General features: G+C 68.4%; 18 protein-coding genes and 4 tRNA genes. 6 read left to right on the forward strand and 16 right to left on the reverse strand.

What is annotated here, in order from left to right; translation table 11 throughout:
* Positions 1 to 140: 140 nt before the first annotated feature.
* The 3 genes from nusG to SREC43747_RS0100160 form a co-directional block, all read right to left on the reverse strand.
* Positions 141 to 950, reverse strand: a complete 810-nt coding sequence (nusG, locus tag SREC43747_RS0100150; protein ID WP_029719130.1) for a transcription termination/antitermination protein NusG — start codon at positions 948 to 950, stop codon at positions 141 to 143.
* An 83-nt stretch (positions 951 to 1,033) separates the two neighbouring features.
* A complete protein-coding gene (gene secE / locus SREC43747_RS0100155) occupies positions 1,034 to 1,435 on the reverse strand; it encodes a preprotein translocase subunit SecE (protein ID WP_029719131.1) in 402 nt (133 codons plus the stop codon).
* A gap of 30 nt (positions 1,436 to 1,465) precedes the next feature.
* Positions 1,466 to 1,538: transfer RNA gene (locus SREC43747_RS0100160), tRNA-Trp, on the reverse strand.
* A 197-nt stretch (positions 1,539 to 1,735) separates the two neighbouring features.
* Between SREC43747_RS0100160 and SREC43747_RS0100165 the strand changes: the two genes are divergently transcribed.
* On the forward strand, positions 1,736 to 2,968 hold the full coding sequence (locus tag SREC43747_RS0100165; protein WP_029719132.1) for a pyridoxal phosphate-dependent aminotransferase: 1,233 nt from the start codon (positions 1,736 to 1,738) through the stop codon (positions 2,966 to 2,968).
* Between the two features lie 55 nt (positions 2,969 to 3,023).
* Here the strand turns inward: SREC43747_RS0100165 and SREC43747_RS0100170 are convergent, their stop codons facing one another.
* From SREC43747_RS0100170 to SREC43747_RS0100205, 8 genes are all read right to left on the reverse strand, one after another.
* On the reverse strand, positions 3,024 to 3,446 hold the full coding sequence (locus SREC43747_RS0100170; RefSeq protein WP_029719133.1) for a MaoC family dehydratase: 423 nt from the start codon (positions 3,444 to 3,446) through the stop codon (positions 3,024 to 3,026).
* Positions 3,446 to 3,910, reverse strand: a complete 465-nt coding sequence (locus tag SREC43747_RS0100175; RefSeq protein WP_029719134.1) for a MaoC family dehydratase N-terminal domain-containing protein — start codon at positions 3,908 to 3,910, stop codon at positions 3,446 to 3,448. Before SREC43747_RS0100175 ends, SREC43747_RS0100170 begins: the two co-directional genes overlap by 1 nt.
* Positions 3,911 to 4,021: 111 nt before the next feature.
* Positions 4,022 to 4,186, reverse strand: coding sequence for a 50S ribosomal protein L33 (gene rpmG / locus SREC43747_RS0100180; RefSeq protein WP_029719135.1), 165 nt, complete (start codon positions 4,184 to 4,186; stop codon positions 4,022 to 4,024).
* Between the two features lie 68 nt (positions 4,187 to 4,254).
* A tRNA-Met gene (locus SREC43747_RS0100185) sits at positions 4,255 to 4,330 on the reverse strand.
* A gap of 88 nt (positions 4,331 to 4,418) precedes the next feature.
* A tRNA-Thr gene (locus SREC43747_RS0100190) sits at positions 4,419 to 4,491 on the reverse strand.
* A gap of 115 nt (positions 4,492 to 4,606) precedes the next feature.
* Entirely contained in the window at positions 4,607 to 7,216 is a 2,610-nt protein-coding gene (locus tag SREC43747_RS0100195; protein ID WP_029719136.1) for a putative bifunctional diguanylate cyclase/phosphodiesterase, read from the reverse strand.
* A gap of 325 nt (positions 7,217 to 7,541) precedes the next feature.
* Positions 7,542 to 8,519 (reverse strand): alpha/beta hydrolase, encoded by a 978-nt coding sequence (locus SREC43747_RS0100200; RefSeq protein ID WP_236622944.1) that lies wholly within the window; start codon positions 8,517 to 8,519, stop codon positions 7,542 to 7,544.
* 48 nt (positions 8,520 to 8,567) lie between these two features.
* On the reverse strand, positions 8,568 to 8,804 hold the full coding sequence (locus tag SREC43747_RS0100205; RefSeq protein WP_029719138.1) for a hypothetical protein: 237 nt from the start codon (positions 8,802 to 8,804) through the stop codon (positions 8,568 to 8,570).
* 89 nt (positions 8,805 to 8,893) lie between these two features.
* Between SREC43747_RS0100205 and SREC43747_RS0100210 the strand changes: the two genes are divergently transcribed.
* Positions 8,894 to 9,205 carry a hypothetical protein gene (locus tag SREC43747_RS0100210; RefSeq protein ID WP_029719139.1) on the forward strand — a complete coding sequence of 104 codons (312 nt, stop codon included), beginning with the start codon at positions 8,894 to 8,896 and terminating at the stop codon, positions 9,203 to 9,205.
* A 123-nt stretch (positions 9,206 to 9,328) separates the two neighbouring features.
* On the opposite strand, the gene SREC43747_RS0100215 is transcribed toward SREC43747_RS0100210, so the two are convergent.
* A tRNA-Tyr gene (locus SREC43747_RS0100215) sits at positions 9,329 to 9,410 on the reverse strand.
* A gap of 117 nt (positions 9,411 to 9,527) precedes the next feature.
* Between SREC43747_RS0100215 and SREC43747_RS0100220 the strand changes: the two genes are divergently transcribed.
* The gene (locus SREC43747_RS0100220; protein ID WP_029719140.1) at positions 9,528 to 10,019 is read left to right on the forward strand and encodes a YajQ family cyclic di-GMP-binding protein; all 492 of its coding nucleotides are present in this window, start codon (positions 9,528 to 9,530) and stop codon (positions 10,017 to 10,019) included.
* A gap of 19 nt (positions 10,020 to 10,038) precedes the next feature.
* A complete protein-coding gene (rfbA, locus tag SREC43747_RS0100225; RefSeq protein ID WP_029719141.1) occupies positions 10,039 to 10,920 on the forward strand; it encodes a glucose-1-phosphate thymidylyltransferase RfbA in 882 nt (293 codons plus the stop codon).
* A 5-nt stretch (positions 10,921 to 10,925) separates the two neighbouring features.
* On the opposite strand, the gene htpX is transcribed toward rfbA, so the two are convergent.
* Positions 10,926 to 11,792, reverse strand: coding sequence for a zinc metalloprotease HtpX (gene htpX, locus SREC43747_RS0100230; RefSeq protein ID WP_029719142.1), 867 nt, complete (start codon positions 11,790 to 11,792; stop codon positions 10,926 to 10,928).
* 235 nt (positions 11,793 to 12,027) lie between these two features.
* Here htpX and SREC43747_RS0100235 point away from each other — a divergent pair, with 235 nt between their 5' ends.
* Positions 12,028 to 12,933 carry a YceI family protein gene (locus SREC43747_RS0100235; RefSeq protein WP_029719143.1) on the forward strand — a complete coding sequence of 302 codons (906 nt, stop codon included), beginning with the start codon at positions 12,028 to 12,030 and terminating at the stop codon, positions 12,931 to 12,933.
* Between the two features lie 47 nt (positions 12,934 to 12,980).
* Here the strand turns inward: SREC43747_RS0100235 and ddaH are convergent, their stop codons facing one another.
* A complete protein-coding gene (gene ddaH, locus SREC43747_RS0100240; RefSeq protein ID WP_037331088.1) occupies positions 12,981 to 13,835 on the reverse strand; it encodes a dimethylargininase in 855 nt (284 codons plus the stop codon).
* Between the two features lie 74 nt (positions 13,836 to 13,909).
* Here ddaH and SREC43747_RS0100245 point away from each other — a divergent pair, with 74 nt between their 5' ends.
* Positions 13,910 to 14,356, forward strand: coding sequence for an Lrp/AsnC family transcriptional regulator (locus SREC43747_RS0100245; RefSeq protein WP_029719145.1), 447 nt, complete (start codon positions 13,910 to 13,912; stop codon positions 14,354 to 14,356).
* 1 nt (position 14,357) lies between these two features.
* Here SREC43747_RS0100245 and SREC43747_RS0100250 read toward each other — a convergent pair whose 3' ends face one another.
* Positions 14,358 to 15,215 (reverse strand): sunset domain-containing protein, encoded by an 858-nt coding sequence (locus SREC43747_RS0100250; protein WP_029719146.1) that lies wholly within the window; start codon positions 15,213 to 15,215, stop codon positions 14,358 to 14,360.
* Positions 15,216 to 15,375: 160 nt separating this feature from the next.
* Positions 15,376 to 16,356 carry a polyprenyl synthetase family protein gene (locus SREC43747_RS0100255; RefSeq protein ID WP_081722342.1) on the reverse strand — a complete coding sequence of 327 codons (981 nt, stop codon included), beginning with the start codon at positions 16,354 to 16,356 and terminating at the stop codon, positions 15,376 to 15,378.
* Between the last annotated feature and the right edge of the window lie 37 nt (positions 16,357 to 16,393).

The raw sequence follows: 16,393 nt of genomic DNA on the forward strand, positions 1-16,393 counted from the left end.
GCTTCCTGTGTCTCAGAGCTATCCGGTTACCTGCTTCGACGTTCCGAAGCCGGACCAGGCGAGCCGATGCCGGCCCGCCCGCCGCTGCGCGGCAGTCCTGCCAACCACCGCACAGCCCCCACTTCCGCGGAGGACGTGGGTCAGATCTTGGAGACCTGGTTGAACGACAGCTCAACCGGAGTTTCCCGGCCAAAGATCGACACCAGCACCTTGAGCTTCTGGGTGTCGGGGTTGACCTCGCTGATCGTCGCCGGCAAGGTCGCGAACGGACCGTCCATGACGGTGACCGACTCGCCCACCTCGAAGTCGACCTCGACCGTGGGCTGAGCTGCCTCAGCCTTGGCCTTCTTGCTCTCCGCCTTCGGCTTCTCGACCTGCGGAGCAAGGAACTTCAGGACTTCGTCGAGGGACAGCGGCGACGGCTTCGAGGTGGCTCCGACGAAGCCGGTGACACCCGGGGTGTTGCGCACCGCTGCCCAGGACTCGTCGTTGAGCTCCATCCGGACCAGGATGTAGCCCGGAAGCACCTTGCGCTGCACCAGCTTACGCTGGCCGTTCTTGATCTCAGCGACTTCCTCGGTGGGCACCTCGACCTGGAAGATGTAGTCCTCCATGTCGAGGGTCTGGATACGAGTCTCCAGGTTGCTCTTGACCTTGTTCTCGTACCCCGCGTAGGAGTGCACGACGTACCACTGGCCAGGAGCGCGACGCAGCGCGTCCCGCAGCTCCTGAACCGGGTCCGGTTCTTCTTCGGATTCGGCTTCCTCGGATCCGGCCTGGTCGGACGGTTGAGCGCTGTCCTTGGCCGAGCTGGTGTCCTCGCCGGAGTCGGCGCTGTCCGAAGCAGCCTCGACCGAGTCCGCGGCCGACGCCTCAGCGGCCTGGTCGGCCTCGGCGTGCACCTGCTCGTTGGTGAGGCCGGTGGATTCCTGGCCCTCTTCGGAGGTCACAGTCGGTCTCGCTTCCTCTCGTGCGTTGCGTGCCGGGTTATTTAGCATCGCCGTACCCACTCTCCGCGCGGGCCCGGAGATGTTCAGCCGAACAACCAGAGCACGCCCTTTGCGAAGAGCACGTCCAGACCGGCCACGAACGCCACCATGGCGCTGACGAAGACCAGCACCACGAGCGTGTAGGTCACCAACTCCTTCCGGGTTGGCCAGATGACCTTCCGCAGCTCGGCGACGACCTCGCGAAGGAAGCGTCCGACCCGCCGGACCGGCGAAACCCGACCCTGCCGACCGCTCCGCGCCGGAGTCGGCCGACCTTTGGACTCAGTTGTGCGTGCGGAACCGGGCTTGGTGGAGCCCGATCCCCCAGCCCGGCCCTTCCGGCTCGCCGGGCGGGCAGAGGAACGACGTTCGCGCCGGGCCGCAGCGCCGGACGGACGGGCGTCCTCGTTGCGCCCCTCCCGGCCCTGCTCGCGGTCCTCGCTCACAGCCTTCCTCCGCTCACCGTCGCATCGACGCAGGGGTGACAGGACTTGAACCTGCAACCTGCGGTTTTGGAGACCGCTGCTCTGCCAATTGAGCTACACCCCTTCAGCGGCCAGGTACTGACCGCGATGTACTGACGCCTCCCAGTACTCGCGCACGATCCTAGCAGGTGTCTCAGTTCGGCTAGTGTACGGCACGCTGATGACCACTCTCCAACCGCATCCCGGTAAGCGATCGGCGGCGACCTTCCCGCAGGTGGGGAGTGCCGGAAGAGCAGCCATCCGGTCTGCCAGGATGCAAGTATGGCCGCACCTGAAACAAATCAGCAAAGTACGAAGCCGCGGGTGTCCGCACGCATCGGTGGCATCAGCGAATCCGCCACCCTCGCCGTCGACGCCAAGGCCAAGGCCCTCAAGGCCGCCGGCCGCCCGGTGATCGGCTTCGGCGCCGGCGAGCCCGACTTCCCGACGCCGCAGGCGATCGTGGACGCCGCCGTCGCCGCGTGCACCGACCCGAAGAACCACCGCTACAGCCCCGCCGCGGGCCTGCCGGAGCTGCGCCAGGCGATCGCCGACAAGACCAAGCGCGACTCCGACTACACCGTCGAGCCCAGCCAGGTCCTGGTCACCAACGGCGGGAAGCAGGCCGTCTACCAAGCCTTCCAGACCCTGCTGGACCCGGGCGACGAGGTGCTGCTGCCGGCGCCCTACTGGACCACCTACCCGGAAGCGATCACCCTCGCCGGCGGTGTCCCGGTGGTCGTGCCGACCGACGAATCGACCGGCTACCTGGCTTCCGTGGAGCAGCTGGAAGCCGCCCGCACCCCGCGCACCAAGGTGCTGCTGTTCAACTCGCCCTCCAACCCGACCGGGGCGATCTACCCGCCCGAACAGGTGGAAGCGATCGGCCGGTGGGCCGTTGAGCACGGCATCTGGGTCGTCACGGACGAGATCTACGAGCACCTCGTCTACGGCGACGCCCGGAACGTCTCCATGCCGGCGGTGGTGCCGGAACTGGCCGACACCTGCATCGTCCTCAACGGAGTCGCCAAGACCTACGCGATGACCGGCTGGCGGGTCGGCTGGATGATCGGCCCGACCGATGTGATCAAGGCCGCCACCAACCTGCAGTCCCACCTCTCCTCGAACGTCTCCAACGTCAGCCAGCGGGCGGCGCTGGAAGCCGTGTCCGGCTCGCTGGACGCGGTGGCGGAGATGCGGGCCGCCTTCGACCGGCGGCGCCGCAAGATCGTCGAGATGCTCTCGGAGATCCCCGGCATCAGCTGCCCCGAGCCGCAGGGGGCCTTCTACGCCTACCCGTCGGTGAAGGGGCTGCTCGGCAAGGAGATCCGCGGCGTGCGCCCGGAGACCAGCGTGCAGCTGGCCGAACTGGTCCTGGAGCACGCCGAGGTCGCGGTGGTGCCCGGGGAGGCGTTCGGCACCCCCGGCTACTTCCGCATGTCCTACGCCCTCGGCGACGACGACCTCGTCGAAGGCGTGCGGCGCATGGGCGAGCTGCTGCGCGAAGCCGAGTGAGGCGCGGTGCGCAGTTCCAGCCACCCGGCGGGGACTGCGCACTCCCGCAGCGCGTTCAGTCGGGCAGGCGGACCGTGGCGCTGGCCCCGCCGAGCACGCCTTGCCCGGCGCTGCGCGCCGTGATGTTCACCTTCACCGTGCCGTCGTCGTTCTTGGCCGCGACCTTGCCCGTCAACTCGACCACCGCACCGGTGTCGTCGTCCGCGACCACCACCGGGCGGGTGAACCGCACGCCGTAGCGGAGCAGCGCACCGGGATCCCCGGTCCACTTGGTGACCACCTGGCCGGCCAGCGCCATGGTGAGCATGCCGTGCGCGATCACGTCCGGCAGACCGACCTCCTTGGCGAACCGCTCGTTCCAGTGGATGGGGTTGAAGTCACCGGAAGCGCCGGCGTACCGCACCAGGTCCGCGCGGGTGACGGTGATCTCCAGCCCGGGCAGTTCGTCCCCCACCGCCACTTCGGACAACCGCGGCATCAGGCGTTCCCCCCTTCGGCGCCGGCCCCTCGGGCCACCAGCATGGACGTGGCGGTGCAGACCGGTTCCCCGGACACCGTGCTGATCTCGGCCTCCACGGTGAGGAAGTCGTTCCCGGCCCGGGTCTTGATGTCGGCCACCCGCGCGGTGGTGACCAGTTGGTCTCCGGCGCAGATCGGCCGCTGGTAGGTGAACTCCTGCTGCCCGTGCACCACCCGGCTGTAGTCCAAGCCGAGCTGCTCGTCGCCCACGATCACGTCGTGGGCGCGCATGGACAGGATCACCGCGAAGGTCGGCGGGGCGATCACGTCCGGGTAGCCGGCGGCCTTGGCCGCTTCGGCGTCCCGGTACAGCGGGGAATCGTCCTTGATCGCGTCGGCGAATTCCCGAATCTTCTCCCGCCCGACTTCGTACGGCTCGGTGGACGGGTAAGAACGTCCGATGAATGACGGATCTAGCGGCACATGCGCAGGCTACCGCAGGCGCCGAGGGAGATCGGTGGAGCGTGCCGGACGAAAAACGAGGGCTTGCCCTGACCAGGCAAGCCCTCGAATGAAGCTGGTATCAGGTCCGCGTCAGCGGGTTTCCTTGTGCGTCCGGTGCGTACCGCAGTTCGGGCAGAACTTCTTCAACGCCAACCGGTCGGGGTCGTTCCGCCGGTTCTTGTTGGTGATGTAGTTGCGGTGCTTGCACTCCTCGCACGCCAGCGTGATCTTGGGACGAACGTCGGTGGCGGCCACGGAGGTGCCTTTCTCTCCTCGATCCTGGTTCCTGACTGGCCCGCCCGGAACTGCGCGGACCTGCGGCTTGGTAGCGGTGGCCGGACTTGAACCGGCGACACAGCGATTATGAGCCGCTTGCTCTACCGACTGAGCTACACCGCCATGCCTGGATACCCAGTGCCGTGAGCACAGGATATCCCATGCAAAACAGCCACAGCACCCAGCTATCGAGCACCGCGGCTGTTTCTCGAGCCCCAATACGGAATCGAACCGTAGACCTTCTCCTTACCATGGAGACGCTCTGCCGACTGAGCTATTGGGGCGTTGCTCTTGCCGAGCGATTAAGACTTTACATGGCCCTCCCGGGGGCTTGAAAAGGGGGGGTACCTTTTTCAAAACCCCTGGTCAGAACCCATTTTGCCACGGAATCGGACATTTTCACGGAAGAAGTGTGAGCACCGTCTCAGCACAGCTGCCTTTGCTGCGGCGGGTGCGCGCCTGCAACCACGCCTCCAGGCGTTCCTCGGACAGCGGTCGGGAGATCAGGTACCCCTGGGCCACATCGCAGCCCAGCTCGACGAGCTGCTCGCGGGCGGCGTCGTCCTCCACGCCCTCGGCGACCACCACCAGGTGCAGGTTGTGCCCCAGCTCGACGATCGACCGGACGACCGCCATGTCGCCGAGATCGGTGCCCATCCCCAGCACGAAGCTCTTGTCGATCTTCACCTCGTCCACCGGCAACTGCCGCAGGTAGGCCAGGGACGAGTAGCCGGTGCCGAAGTCGTCCACCGCCAGCACCACGCCTATGGCGTGCAGCCTGCGCAGCACCGGCAGGGCGCGCTCCGGCTCCTCCATCACGCTGGACTCGGTGAGCTCGAAGGTGAGCAGCTCGGGCGGCACCTTGTGCCGGTACAGGGCGCCCCGCACCCGGTCCGGGAATTCGTCGGCGAGGTTGCGCACCGAGAGGTTGACCGCCACCGACATCCGCAGCCCCCGGTCCAACCACTGGCGCACCTTGGTCAGCGCGCGCTCCAGGACGAAGGCGGTGAGCGCGTCCACCAGCCCGGTGGCCTCCACCACCGGCACGAACTCGTCCGGGCTGAGCCGCCCGTACTCCGGGTGCACCCATCTGACCAGCGCCTCCGCCCCGATGACCTGCCGCTCCGGCAGCGAGACCTTCGGCTGGTAGGCCACCTGGATCTGGCCGGACTCCAGCGCCTGCCGGAACTGGGTGACCAGCTGGAAGCGGCGCAGGAAGACCTGCCCCATCGCCGGGTCGTAGGCGCGCACCTTGTCCTCGCTGTTGCGGGCGGCCCGCACCGCGACGTCGGCGTGCTGCAGCAACTTGTCCACGTCGTCGGCGTCCGGGGCCGCCGACGACGCGTACCCGGCGACCCCGGTGGCCTCCACCACGATCCGGTTCAGCGGGTACGGCCGGGAGAGCACCGAGCGCAGCCGGTGGGCGAGCTCGTGCGGCTGCCCCGCCGGCGCGTCCAGCAGCAGCACGGCGAACGAGTTGGCCTCCAGGCGGGCCACCGGGACGTCCCCCAGTTCCTCGCGCAACCGCTGCCCCGCGGCCACCACCATCCGGTCCGCCCAGGTGTAGCCGAGCGCTTCGCTCACCGTGCTCGGCACGTCCAAGTCGATGCGCAGCACCACGGCGGTGTGCCCGTTGCGCAGTTCGTCCGCGGCCAGGTCGCGGAAACCGATCCGGTTGAGCAAGCCGGTCAGCGGGTCGTGGTAGGCGTCGTGCCGCAGCCTGGCCAGCAACCGGCGGTTGTCCATCGCGGTCGCCAGGTGGTTCGCCAGGGTGTGCAGCAGGCGGACCTCGGCCCTCCCGAAACCGCGCCACCTGCTGACCCGGTCGTGCACCTCCACCGCGCCGAGCAGCTGGGTGGTTCCGCGCAGCGGCACCACCAGCGCCTCGTAGGCCCCGCGCTGCCGCAGCGCCTTGCGCACCTCCTCGGGCGCCTCCGGCATCCGGAACGACCTGACGTGGCTGCCCGGCAGCTGCAGCAGCGGATCGTCCCGCAGCGCGCTGGTCGCGGCCACCCGAGCCCCCTCCGGCATCGGCTTGCCCGCCACCAGCGTGCTGACCTCACCGCTCAGCCCCAACCGCAGCCGCATCACCACCCGGGTGGCGTTGAGCTGTTCGCGGATGCGCTCGGCCAGCGGCTCCCACTCGGCGAGCGACAGCCCACCGCTGTCGTCGGGGCGGTTCTGCTGCGGCCGGGCGTACCGGGAAACGCTGAGGCTGACCTCGCTGAGCGCTTCCAAGTCCTGCTGCTCCCGCAGCAGCCCCGAGTAGGCCCGGTAGAGCCCGAGCACCGCGGTCGCCACGAGGAACACCAGCAGCCACCCCCAGGTGGTGGAGCTCGCCACTTGGTAGCTCACCAGCCCCACCGAAGTGTTGAGCAGCCCGACCGCCAGGGTGCGCACGGCCAGCCGCAGGCCGGCCGTGACCCGCATCGAGCCGCCGAGCACGTGCAGGGCCCCCAGGGCGAAGGCGCAGCTGAGCAGGGAAGAGGTGAGGGTGCCGACCACCGGGCCGAACCAGTGCGGAGCCACCTGCTCGGTGAGCTGCGACACCCCGTGCGAAACGCTGAACGGGATGGCGATCTCCAGGCACAGGACCGCGGTGTTGTAGGGGACGTGGCTGCCCGCCCGCCGCCCCACCTGGGCGCCGAGCCCGGCGAGCAGGTTGGCCGCCAGGACCACTTCGAAAGGAGCGGTGAGCAACCCCAGGATCAGCGGGATCTCGGAGAAGGAGATGGTCCAGCCGACCCGTTTGACGTCCAGGTTGATGCTCAGGTACTCGGCCAGCAGGAAACCGATCACCAGCAGCGGACCGATGAGCAGCAGGTCCGAGCTGTACACCGAGGGGATCCACACCGCGGTGCCGATCGAAGCGCAGATACCGGCACCGAGCAGCAGGCTGGAGAACAGGAGGAAGATCCGCCGCCGCTGCGGTTCCACTTCGGCGCGGACCGGGGGCCGGGTTGCGCTCGTCCTGGCGTGCCTGCTCTCGGAGCGCTGACGCTCGACCATCCACGCCCCTCTCTGGCCAGCACACCATCTGTCTAACGGGTGATCGTGACTTATGATCGCCGCCGTTGACCAGAGCCCGTTCGTCTCCATTGCGGTATGTGGGTGAGCCGCCGGAGCGACCTGGTCTGCACCGCTTCCCGGTACTTCCCGGCTGAGCAGGGCAAATGCTTTTCGTCCGGATGACGCGCGGTCAACAGCCAAAACAGCTTGTTACTTCTCGTAATTGTGATGATGAACGCAGCAACCTGAGCAGGGGGCAACGACTCGCAGCCGGAACACGCACCGTGAACGACTTCGGCTCCTCGGTAGCACCTCCACCGATCGGCTACCAGAAGCGGAACTCGTCGAAGAAGTCGAACACGGCCCGGTCCAGGTCGGCCAACCCCGATTCCTCGAGCGGCAGGTGCCCGGTCCCCCGCAGCCGCACCGATCTGGTCTCCGCCGGCAACCGGGCGCAGAACCGCTGCGAGAACAGCGGCGGCACCCAGCCGTCCTCCTCCGGGCAGGCCAGCAGCAGCGGCGGCCCGGAATAGCTCTCCGGGGCAGTCCCGGGACGACCGGCCAACCAGCTGCGCACGAAAGCCAGGGACAGCCCCCTGCTGCCGGCCAGCGGGTCCGCCCAGACCAAGTTGGCGAACTGCGTGTGGTTGGCGATCGCCGCGACGTTGGTCAGCCGGTTCACCGGGAGCCGGAGGGCGGACAGCGGCCACGGCACCAACCGCAGCGCCCCCGAGCTCGACGCCAGCGCGGGCCGGGTGACGAGGCACCGCCGCACCACCCGCTGCCGCACGTCGAACAGGCAGGTCGCGATCACCGCGGACACCCCGCCACCGGAGCGGGCCGCCACCTCGTAAGCCAGCTGTCCCCCGGTGCTCACCCCGAACAGCACCACCGGCCGCTCGTCCCGCTGCCGCTCAGCGGCGACCAGCTCGGTCGCGCACTCCACCCAATCCCGGTAGACCGGGGAGCGCAGCGACCGCGCCGACAACCCGAACCCCGGCAGGTCGGGGGCGATGAACTCGAGGTCGGCGAACGCCGGCAACCGCCCGTACGCGGCGAGCATCCGCCCGTAGCTGCCGATGCCGTGCAGCGCGATCAGCTTGGCCGGCGCGTCGGGGCGAGCCACCCGGTCGACGTGCAGCCGGCGACCGCGCCAGGACATCCACTCCTCGGTCGGCGCGCTGGCCAGGTCCGTGCGCAGTGATCCGGGGAAGAACCGCTGGTAGCGCAGCCAGTACCGCTGGCTGCGATAACTGGGTCCGACATCATCGGCAGACCCGGCCGGAGACGCGCTCGATCCCACGCACCGAACATACGCAGCGCGCTGATCGGCCCGCACCCGGCTGTCGGCTCATCGCCGGCGCAACCGGATCACCTGGGAGCCGGTCGGCTCACCACCGGACTCCCGCTCGTCCTCCCGGGCAACCTCCACCCAGGCCAAGTGCTCCAGCTGGTGCCGGGCCCCGGTGCTGAACAGGCCCTCCACCCCCAGCACGGCAGAACCCCGGGAGCCAGCGGCCTCCACCGCCCGCTGGGCCGCGCGCCGCTGCCAGCGGCGGCGCGCCCGGGCCGCTCGATCGATCGCCACCACCTCAGACTAGCCGGAAATCCCGCTGGACCAGCCCGCCCGACGCGAACACGACAGGCGGCCCCCCTCTTCCCCTAAGCTGGTGGCTCGTGTCTGACCCGTACCAGGTCCAAATCCGCACCAGTGAACTGACCGGTTTGGCAGCGGCACTCGACGTCGTGGCCGAGCACGCCGAGCTCAACCACCGCTACCACAAGCTCATCGACGACTCCCGCAGAGCGCTGGCGGCCGAGGAGGTCCGGCTCACCCAGGCCCGCGGCATCGCCAAGAGGCTGATGGTGCTGGTCAAAGCGGCCGGACCGAACTTCGCCGACACCCTGCCGGAGCAGTCGCGCCAGGCCCTCAACGACGGCTTGATGCGCGCCAACGACCTGGTGTTCCACTACGAAGCGGAGGCGTGACAGAGTCGCGGGCCATGCTCTGGTCCATGGCCCGCCCAACCAGGGCGAACCGGCCAGCACGCAGGTTCCTGGCCAAAAAACGGGACCGGACCGGTGATCTCACCGGTCCGGTCCCGTTCGAAGTGCCGGGTGAAGGATTCGAACCTCCGTAGGCAGTGCCGGCTGATTTACAGTCAGCTCCCTTTGGCCACTCGGGCAACCCGGCGGAGCAAGCGAAGCTTGCGACTCAGAGGATACATACCGCCATCTACCGGAATCCAACGGGGGTGGACGGGTAGCGTATCGGCACAGGACGAACTCCCCCCACACCAGGAGGTAGCACGTGGCGACCTCGTCGTTTGACGTGGTGAGCAAGGTCGACCGCCAGGAGGTCGACAACGCGCTGAACCAGGCCGCCAAGGAACTCGCCAACCGGTTCGACTTCCGCGGCACCGGAACCAAGATCCAGTGGTCCGGTGAGAACGCGGTCACCCTCGAATCGGAAACCGAAGAGCGCTGCAAGGCCGCCATCGAGGTCTTCAAGGAGAAGCTGGTCAAGCGGGGCATCTCGCTCAAGGCGCTGGACATCGGGCAACCGACCAGCTCCGGCAAGGTGTTCAAGGTCACCGGCAAGATCGTGCAGGGCATCTCCCAGGAGGTCGCCAAGAAGATCAGCAAGAAGATCCGCGACGAAGGCCCCAAGGGGGTGCAGGCGCAGATCCAGGGCGACCAGCTGCGGGTCTCCAGCAAGAAGAAGGACGACCTGCAGGCGGTGATCCAACTGCTCAAAGCCGCCGACTTCGAAGTCGCCCTCCAGTTCGAGAATTACCGGTGATCCCGGGAGGGAATCGGACTTGAAGGGAATCGTGCTGGCCGGGGGCAGCGGCACCCGGCTGCATCCGCTCACCCAGGCCGTGTCCAAGCAGCTGCTGCCGGTCTACGACAAGCCGATGGTGTACTACCCGCTGTCGGTGCTGATGCTGGCCGGCATCCGGGACGTCCTGGTGATCTCCACTCCGGCCGACCTGCCGCTGTTCCAGCGCCTGCTGGGCGACGGCACCCAGTTCGGCATCCAGCTCAGCTACGCCGAACAGCCCGAACCGAACGGACTCGCCGAAGCGTTCATCATCGGCGCCGACTTCATCGGCGACGACTCGGTGGCCCTCGTCCTCGGCGACAACATCTTCTACGGCCAGGGCTTCTCCCGGATCCTCCAGCAGTCGGCCGCCGAGCTGGACGGGTGCACCCTGTTCGGCTACCCGGTCCGCGATCCCCAGCGCTACGGCGTCGGCGAGGTGGACGACGAGGGCAACCTCGTCTCCATCGTGGAGAAGCCGCAGCAGCCCAAGTCCAACATGGCCATCACCGGCCTGTACTTCTACGACAACCAGGTCGTGGACATCGCCAAGGGGCTCACCCCCTCGGCGCGCGGCGAGCTGGAGATCACCGATGTGAACCTGACCTACCTCGAGCAGGGCCGGGTCAAGTTCACCCAGCTCGGCCGGGGATTCGCGTGGCTGGACACCGGCACCCACGACTCCCTCGTGGAAGCATCCCAATTCGTCCAGGTGCTGGAGCACCGCCAGGGCGTGCGGATCGCGTGCTTGGAGGAGATCGCCCTGCGCATGGGCTTCATCTCCCCTGACGAGTGCTTCGCGCTGGGCGCCGCGCTCGCCAAGTCGGGCTACGGCGAGTACGTGATGAGCGTGGCCCGAGCAGCGGGGGCGCAGGGCTGAGCCGTTCAGCTGTGGAGCTGGCGGCCGGCCATGCCCTCCAGCCGGCGCACCCGGTCGCTGATCGGCGGGTGGGTGGAGAACAGCCGGGCCAGCCGCTCACCGGGCCGGAACGGGTTGGCGATCATCAAGTGCGATTGGGACACCACCTGCGGCTCCGGAGCCAACGGAGCCGCCTGGGTCCCCATCTCCAGCTTCCGCAACGCGGAAGCCAACGCCAGCGGGTCCCCGGTCAACTGCGCGCCCGAGGCGTCGGCCTGGTACTCCCGCGAGCGGCTCACCGCCATCTGCACCACGCCCGCGGCCACCGGGCCGAGCAACGACGTCAACAGCACCGCGAACAGGTTCGGCCGCTCCTCGTCGCTGCCGCCCAGGCCGAAGAACATGCCGAAGTTCGCCAGGAACGTCACCACGCTCGCCAACGCGCCGGCCACGCTAGAGATCAGGATGTCCCGGTTGTAGACGTGCGCCAGTTCGTGCCCCAGCACCGCCCGCAGCTCGCGCTCGTCCAGCAGCTCCAGGATGCCGGCCGTGCAGCACACCGCGGCGTTGCGCGGGTTGCGCCCGGTGGCGAACGCGTTCGGGGCCTGCGTCGGGCTGATGTACAGCCGGGGCATCGGCTGCTTGGCCGAGGTCGCCAGCTCCCGCACTATGCGGTACATCACCGGTTGCTCCGCTTCGGAGACCGGCTGGGCCCGCATCGCCCGCAGGGCCAGGTTGGCCGAGTTGAAGTACGCGTAGCCGTTCATCCCCAGGGCCACGATCAGCGCGACGACCAGGCCGGTGCGGCCGAACACGGCGCCGACCAGCAGGACGATCGCGCTCATCGACCCCAGTAGCAGCGCGGTTTTCAGGCCGTTGAACTGACTGCGCACGTATCCGCCTCCGCTCAGGGACACCGACTGGGCCACTTCAGCAGTCCGACCGGACTCCTGGTGTTTTTGCAGCTCATCGTGAAAACGAGCCGGCGTCGACCGAAGTTCCGCTGACCAGGTGTGCTGAAGGCAACGAGGGGGAGATGATCAATTGGTTACACAGACATGCTTAGCATTGCCAGCCAGTAGTTGATTTCGCAACCTCGTCAGCCCCGAACTGACAGAAGGGAAGCAGATGATTTTCGCCAAGCTGCGTCGACGTCGGTCGACCGGCGAGGGCGGGCCGTCGCGCTCCGGCGGCTCTATTCTCCCCCCGACACCACTCGACAGCGGTGTGCTGACCTGCCAGGTCCACGACACCAACGGACAGCTGCTCCCCGACGCGACCGTGACGGTCGTGGACCGGATGAGCCAGCCCATCGCTGAAGGCACCACCGACCAGTACGGTTACTTCGCCACGGCGCTGTCCCCCGGAACCCACAAGGTCGCGATCACCGCCAGCGGTTTCCGGCGGTTCACCACCCAGGTCGAGATCCGCGTCAACCGGCACACCCAGCTGGGCCGCGTCCAGCTGGAACCCGACGCCTCGCTGGAACTCCCCCAGCCCGGCCGCTACCGGTTCGACCCGTACCACACCGAGATCCGGTTCGTCGCCCAGCACATCGGCATGTCCCTGATCCACGGCATGTTCAAGCGCTTCGACGGCGTGGTGGACGTGGCGCCGCGGATCCAGGACTCCCGCATCGAGGTGGTCATCGACGCCTCCAGCATCGACACCGGTGTGGAGAAGCGCGACGAGCACCTGCGGTCGGCGGACTTCTTCGACGTGGAGAACTACCCGCACCTGTACTTCGTCGGCGACCGGTTCACGCACGTGCGGTCCAACCTGTGGACCATCGACGGCCAGCTGAGCATCCGCGGCACCACGCGGCCGGTGCAGTTGGAGACGAACTACCTGGGGCAGCGCAAGTGGCAAGGCCCCGACATCGACGGCGACATGCGAGTCGCCGGCACCGCCACCACCCAGCTGCGACGGGACGACTACTCGGTGAACTGGCAGGCCACCCTCGCCAAGGGCATCGCGGTGGTCGGCCCCACCATCAAGGTCGAGCTGGGCGTTCAGGCCGTGCTGGAGCAGTGACAGCTGAGCCCGGGCGTCCGCGGACGCCCGGGCTCCCCCTGCTCAGCTCAGTGCAGCTCCATCGTGCAGCACTTCGGCCCGCCCCCGGACTTGCGCAGCTCGGAGATGTCCACCAGCACCGGCTCGTAACCGCGCCCCTGCAGTTCGCCGGCGAGCCGGGTCGCCTCCTTCGGCAGCACCACGTGCAGACCGTCCGAGACCCCGTTCAGCCCCAGGCACGCCGCGTCCTCCGCGGTAGCGGTGACCGCGTCCGGGAACATCCGCTGCAGCACCCGCTGGGACCCCTCCGAGAACGCCTCCGGGAAGTAGGCGATCTGCGGGCGTTCCCCCTTGCGCAGCACGAACAGCGCGGTGTCCAGGTGGTAGTAGCGCGGATCGACGAGCTGCAGCGACACCACCGGAACCCCGAGCACTTCCTGCGCCTCGGCGTGCGCCGCCGGATCGGTGCGGAACCCGGAACCGGCCAGCAGCACCTGCCCCGTCCAGGCGAAATCCCCTTCCGCCTCGTTGACCCGAGAGGGCATCACCAGCTGGTGGTAGCCGCGGGCGAGGAACCAGCGGCGGAAGTGCTCGGCCTCCGCTGCCCGCTGCGGGGCCCGGAACTTCGCCCCCAGCACGCGCCCCTCGATCACGGTGCCCGAGTTCGCCGCGAACACCATGTCCGGCAAGCCCGGCTGCGGTTCCACCACCTCCACCCGGTGGCCGAGCCGCTCGTAGGTGTTCTTCAGCTCTTCCCACTGGGCCATCGCCAGGTCGGCATCGACGGGTTCGTCCGGATCCATCCAAGGGTTGATCGAGTACTCAACGGTGAAGTACTTCGGCGGGCACATCACGTAATGGCGCCGATTCGCCCGCGGGGTCTCCGCGCACGCATCAGGCGCATAACCAGCGATGACCGTCATAAATCGAAATTTAAGATGGCTTTTGACAACTCATCAACGCATTTCCGTTACCCGCATACGGCAGAATGTTGCGCATGGACCCTCTGGATCAGCGGATCATTTCGCACCTGGTGGCGGACGCCCGGGCCAGCTACGCCGAAATCGGCAACAAGGTCGGGCTCTCCGCCCCCGCGGTGAAACGACGCGTGGACAAACTGCTGGACAACGGCACCCTGCAGGGGTTCACCGCGGTGGTCGATCCGGAAGCGCTCGGCTGGGGCACCGAAGCGTTCGTCGAAGTGCACTGCAACGGCAACGTCCCGGTGCACCGCATCCGCTCCGGCCTGGAACCCCTGCCGGAAGTCGTCGCCGCCTACACGGTGAGCGGGCAAGCGGACGCGATCGTGCACATGCGCGCGGCCAGCATCGCCCACCTGGAACAAGCGCTGGAAAGACTGCGCTCGGTGGACTTCGTCCACCACACGGTCTCCACCGTGGTGCTGTCCCGGCTCCTGGAACGTTCCCCGCAGACCAACAAGTGATTCAGCGCACCGGCCGGCCGTTCCACGGCCGGAAACCGGCGATCTCGGCGTCCTCGGCGGTGCGGAACCAGACATCCGCTTCGATCTCGTCGTACACCGGGGAGTCCGGGGTGTGGTACTGGCGGGACGCCGAATGCCCCTTCACCTGCGGCCCGTTCCCGCCGGGGTCCTTGCCCGGTTCCTTGCCCGGGTACGGGCCCGCCCCCGGGGTGCGGCGCGGCAACGCGCCCCCTTCCTCCGCCGGCGGTTCCTCAGCGGGCTCCGCGGCGGGCGCCTCAGCACGCGCCTCCTCCTCGCCGGCCGCGCCGACGGGTTCCACCGGACGCGTTCTCTCCTCGGGCGCCACGAACCAAGGCGACTGCGACCGCTGCGGCTCCGGCTGCGGTTCCGACTGGAGTTGAGGCTCCGGCTGCGGCCGGGGTTGCGGTTCGGGCTGCTCCTGCACCTGCGGTTCCGGCTGCGGCGGGGTGGGGAACCGCTTCGTCGACTCCTGACCCGCCGTCCGCGGCTCGCACTCGCCACCCCGCACCGGGGCCCTGCCCCCGTGCTGTTCGGTGGGCTGCTGGTCCAGCGGCAACCACGGCCGCGGCCTGCGATCCCAGTCACCCATCGGAGGCTCCTCGACCGGTTCCTCCGGCTCCGGATCCGGATCGAACAAACCGAGCGGGCTGTCCATCGTCTCCGTCGGAGCATCCCGGTCCACCGGCGAGCGCTCGAAGTCGAACTCCTCCACCGGCTCCGCCAGGAGCTGGTCCAGCCGCCGCTGCAGGGGACGCACGAAGAGCAGCCAGGTGATCAGCGAACCAAGCCCGAACGAGAACAGACTCCACAGCCAAACCTGGGTGAAAAGCCAGGTCAAGGTTGCCCTCCTTAGCCACTACCGGGCTTTCGCGCACCCGCTCCGGCGCACCGGCAGATCCCTCAGCGGTCCTCGTCCTCCAACGCAATGGGAAACCACCGGGTTCGAGCATCCCCCGGGACCGAGACCCACTCGTTGCGCAACCGATGCGAAGCAGGCATCAGCGAGTGCGCTCGAGCACGTACTCGACAAGCCCGGCCAGCGCGTCGCGCGCCGGGTGGTCCGGCAGCGAAGCCAGCTCCTTGCGGGCGTCGTCGGCGAACTCCTCCAGCGTGGCGCGAGTCCTGGGCAAGCCGCTGGACTCACGCAACAGCTCCAGCGCTTCCTCGACCGCGTCGTCCTCGGTGATCGGCCCGGACAGTAACTCGCGCAGCCGGTCGCTGGTGCCCGGATCCGCCAGGGCGTACAGCATCGGCAGCGTCCGGACGCCCTCCCGCAGATCCGTGCCCGGGGTCTTGCCGGACTCGGTGGCCGGTGAGGCGATGTCGATGATGTCGTCGGAGATCTGGAAAGCCGTGCCGATGATCCGGCCGACCCGCTCCAGAACCCGCACTTGCTCGTCCGAGGCGCCGGAGAAGAACGCGCCGAACCGACCCGCCGTGGCGATCAGCGACCCGGTCTTCTCGTAGATCACCTGCAGGTAGTACTCGATCGGGTCTTCGTCCGGTCCGACACCGACCGTTTCCCGCATCTGCCCGGTGACCAGCGCGGCGAACGTCTTCGCCATCTGCCGCCCGGCCTCCGGCCCCAGGTCCGCGACCAACCCGGAGGCCCGGGCGAACAGGAAGTCCCCGGTGAGGATCGCCACCGAATTGTCCCAGCGGGCGTTCGCGCTGGTCGCGCCGCGGCGCATCGTGGCCTCGTCCATCACGTCGTCGTGGTAGAGCGTGGCCAAGTGGATCAGCTCCACCGCCGCCGCGGACTTGATCACGAACTCCGCCGACGGATCGCCGAACTGCGCGGCCAGCAAGGTGAACAGCGGACGGATCCGCTTGCCGCCCGCTTCTACCAGGTGCAGCGACGTCTCGGTCACGAACGGGAGATCGCTCTGCACCGATTCGCGCAGCAGCTCCTCCACCCGTCCCAGACCTTGCCGCACCGACTCGGCCAACGCCTGGTCGGCAATCTCAATACCCGGCATACCCCTGGTCAGCCCGCTGATCGGGTCTCCCGCTGGC

Source organism: Saccharopolyspora rectivirgula DSM 43747, assembly GCF_000497205.1.
GTDB classification, from domain to species: Bacteria; Actinomycetota; Actinomycetes; order Mycobacteriales; family Pseudonocardiaceae; genus Saccharopolyspora; species Saccharopolyspora rectivirgula.

Coding starts and splice junctions, on each gene's coding strand:
- ddaH (WP_037331088.1), bottom strand. CDS start 13,835: ATGACGGTCATCGCTGGTTATGCGCCTGATGCGTGCGCGGAGACCCCG.
- SREC43747_RS0100195 (WP_029719136.1), bottom strand. CDS start 7,216: ATGGTCGAGCGTCAGCGCTCCGAGAGCAGGCACGCCAGGACGAGCGCA.
- SREC43747_RS0100255 (WP_081722342.1), bottom strand. CDS start 16,356: ATGCCGGGTATTGAGATTGCCGACCAGGCGTTGGCCGAGTCGGTGCGG.
- SREC43747_RS0100235 (WP_029719143.1), top strand. CDS start 12,028: ATGATTTTCGCCAAGCTGCGTCGACGTCGGTCGACCGGCGAGGGCGGG.
- SREC43747_RS0100165 (WP_029719132.1), top strand. CDS start 1,736: ATGGCCGCACCTGAAACAAATCAGCAAAGTACGAAGCCGCGGGTGTCC.
- SREC43747_RS0100170 (WP_029719133.1), bottom strand. CDS start 3,446: ATGCCGCGGTTGTCCGAAGTGGCGGTGGGGGACGAACTGCCCGGGCTG.
- SREC43747_RS0100245 (WP_029719145.1), top strand. CDS start 13,910: ATGGACCCTCTGGATCAGCGGATCATTTCGCACCTGGTGGCGGACGCC.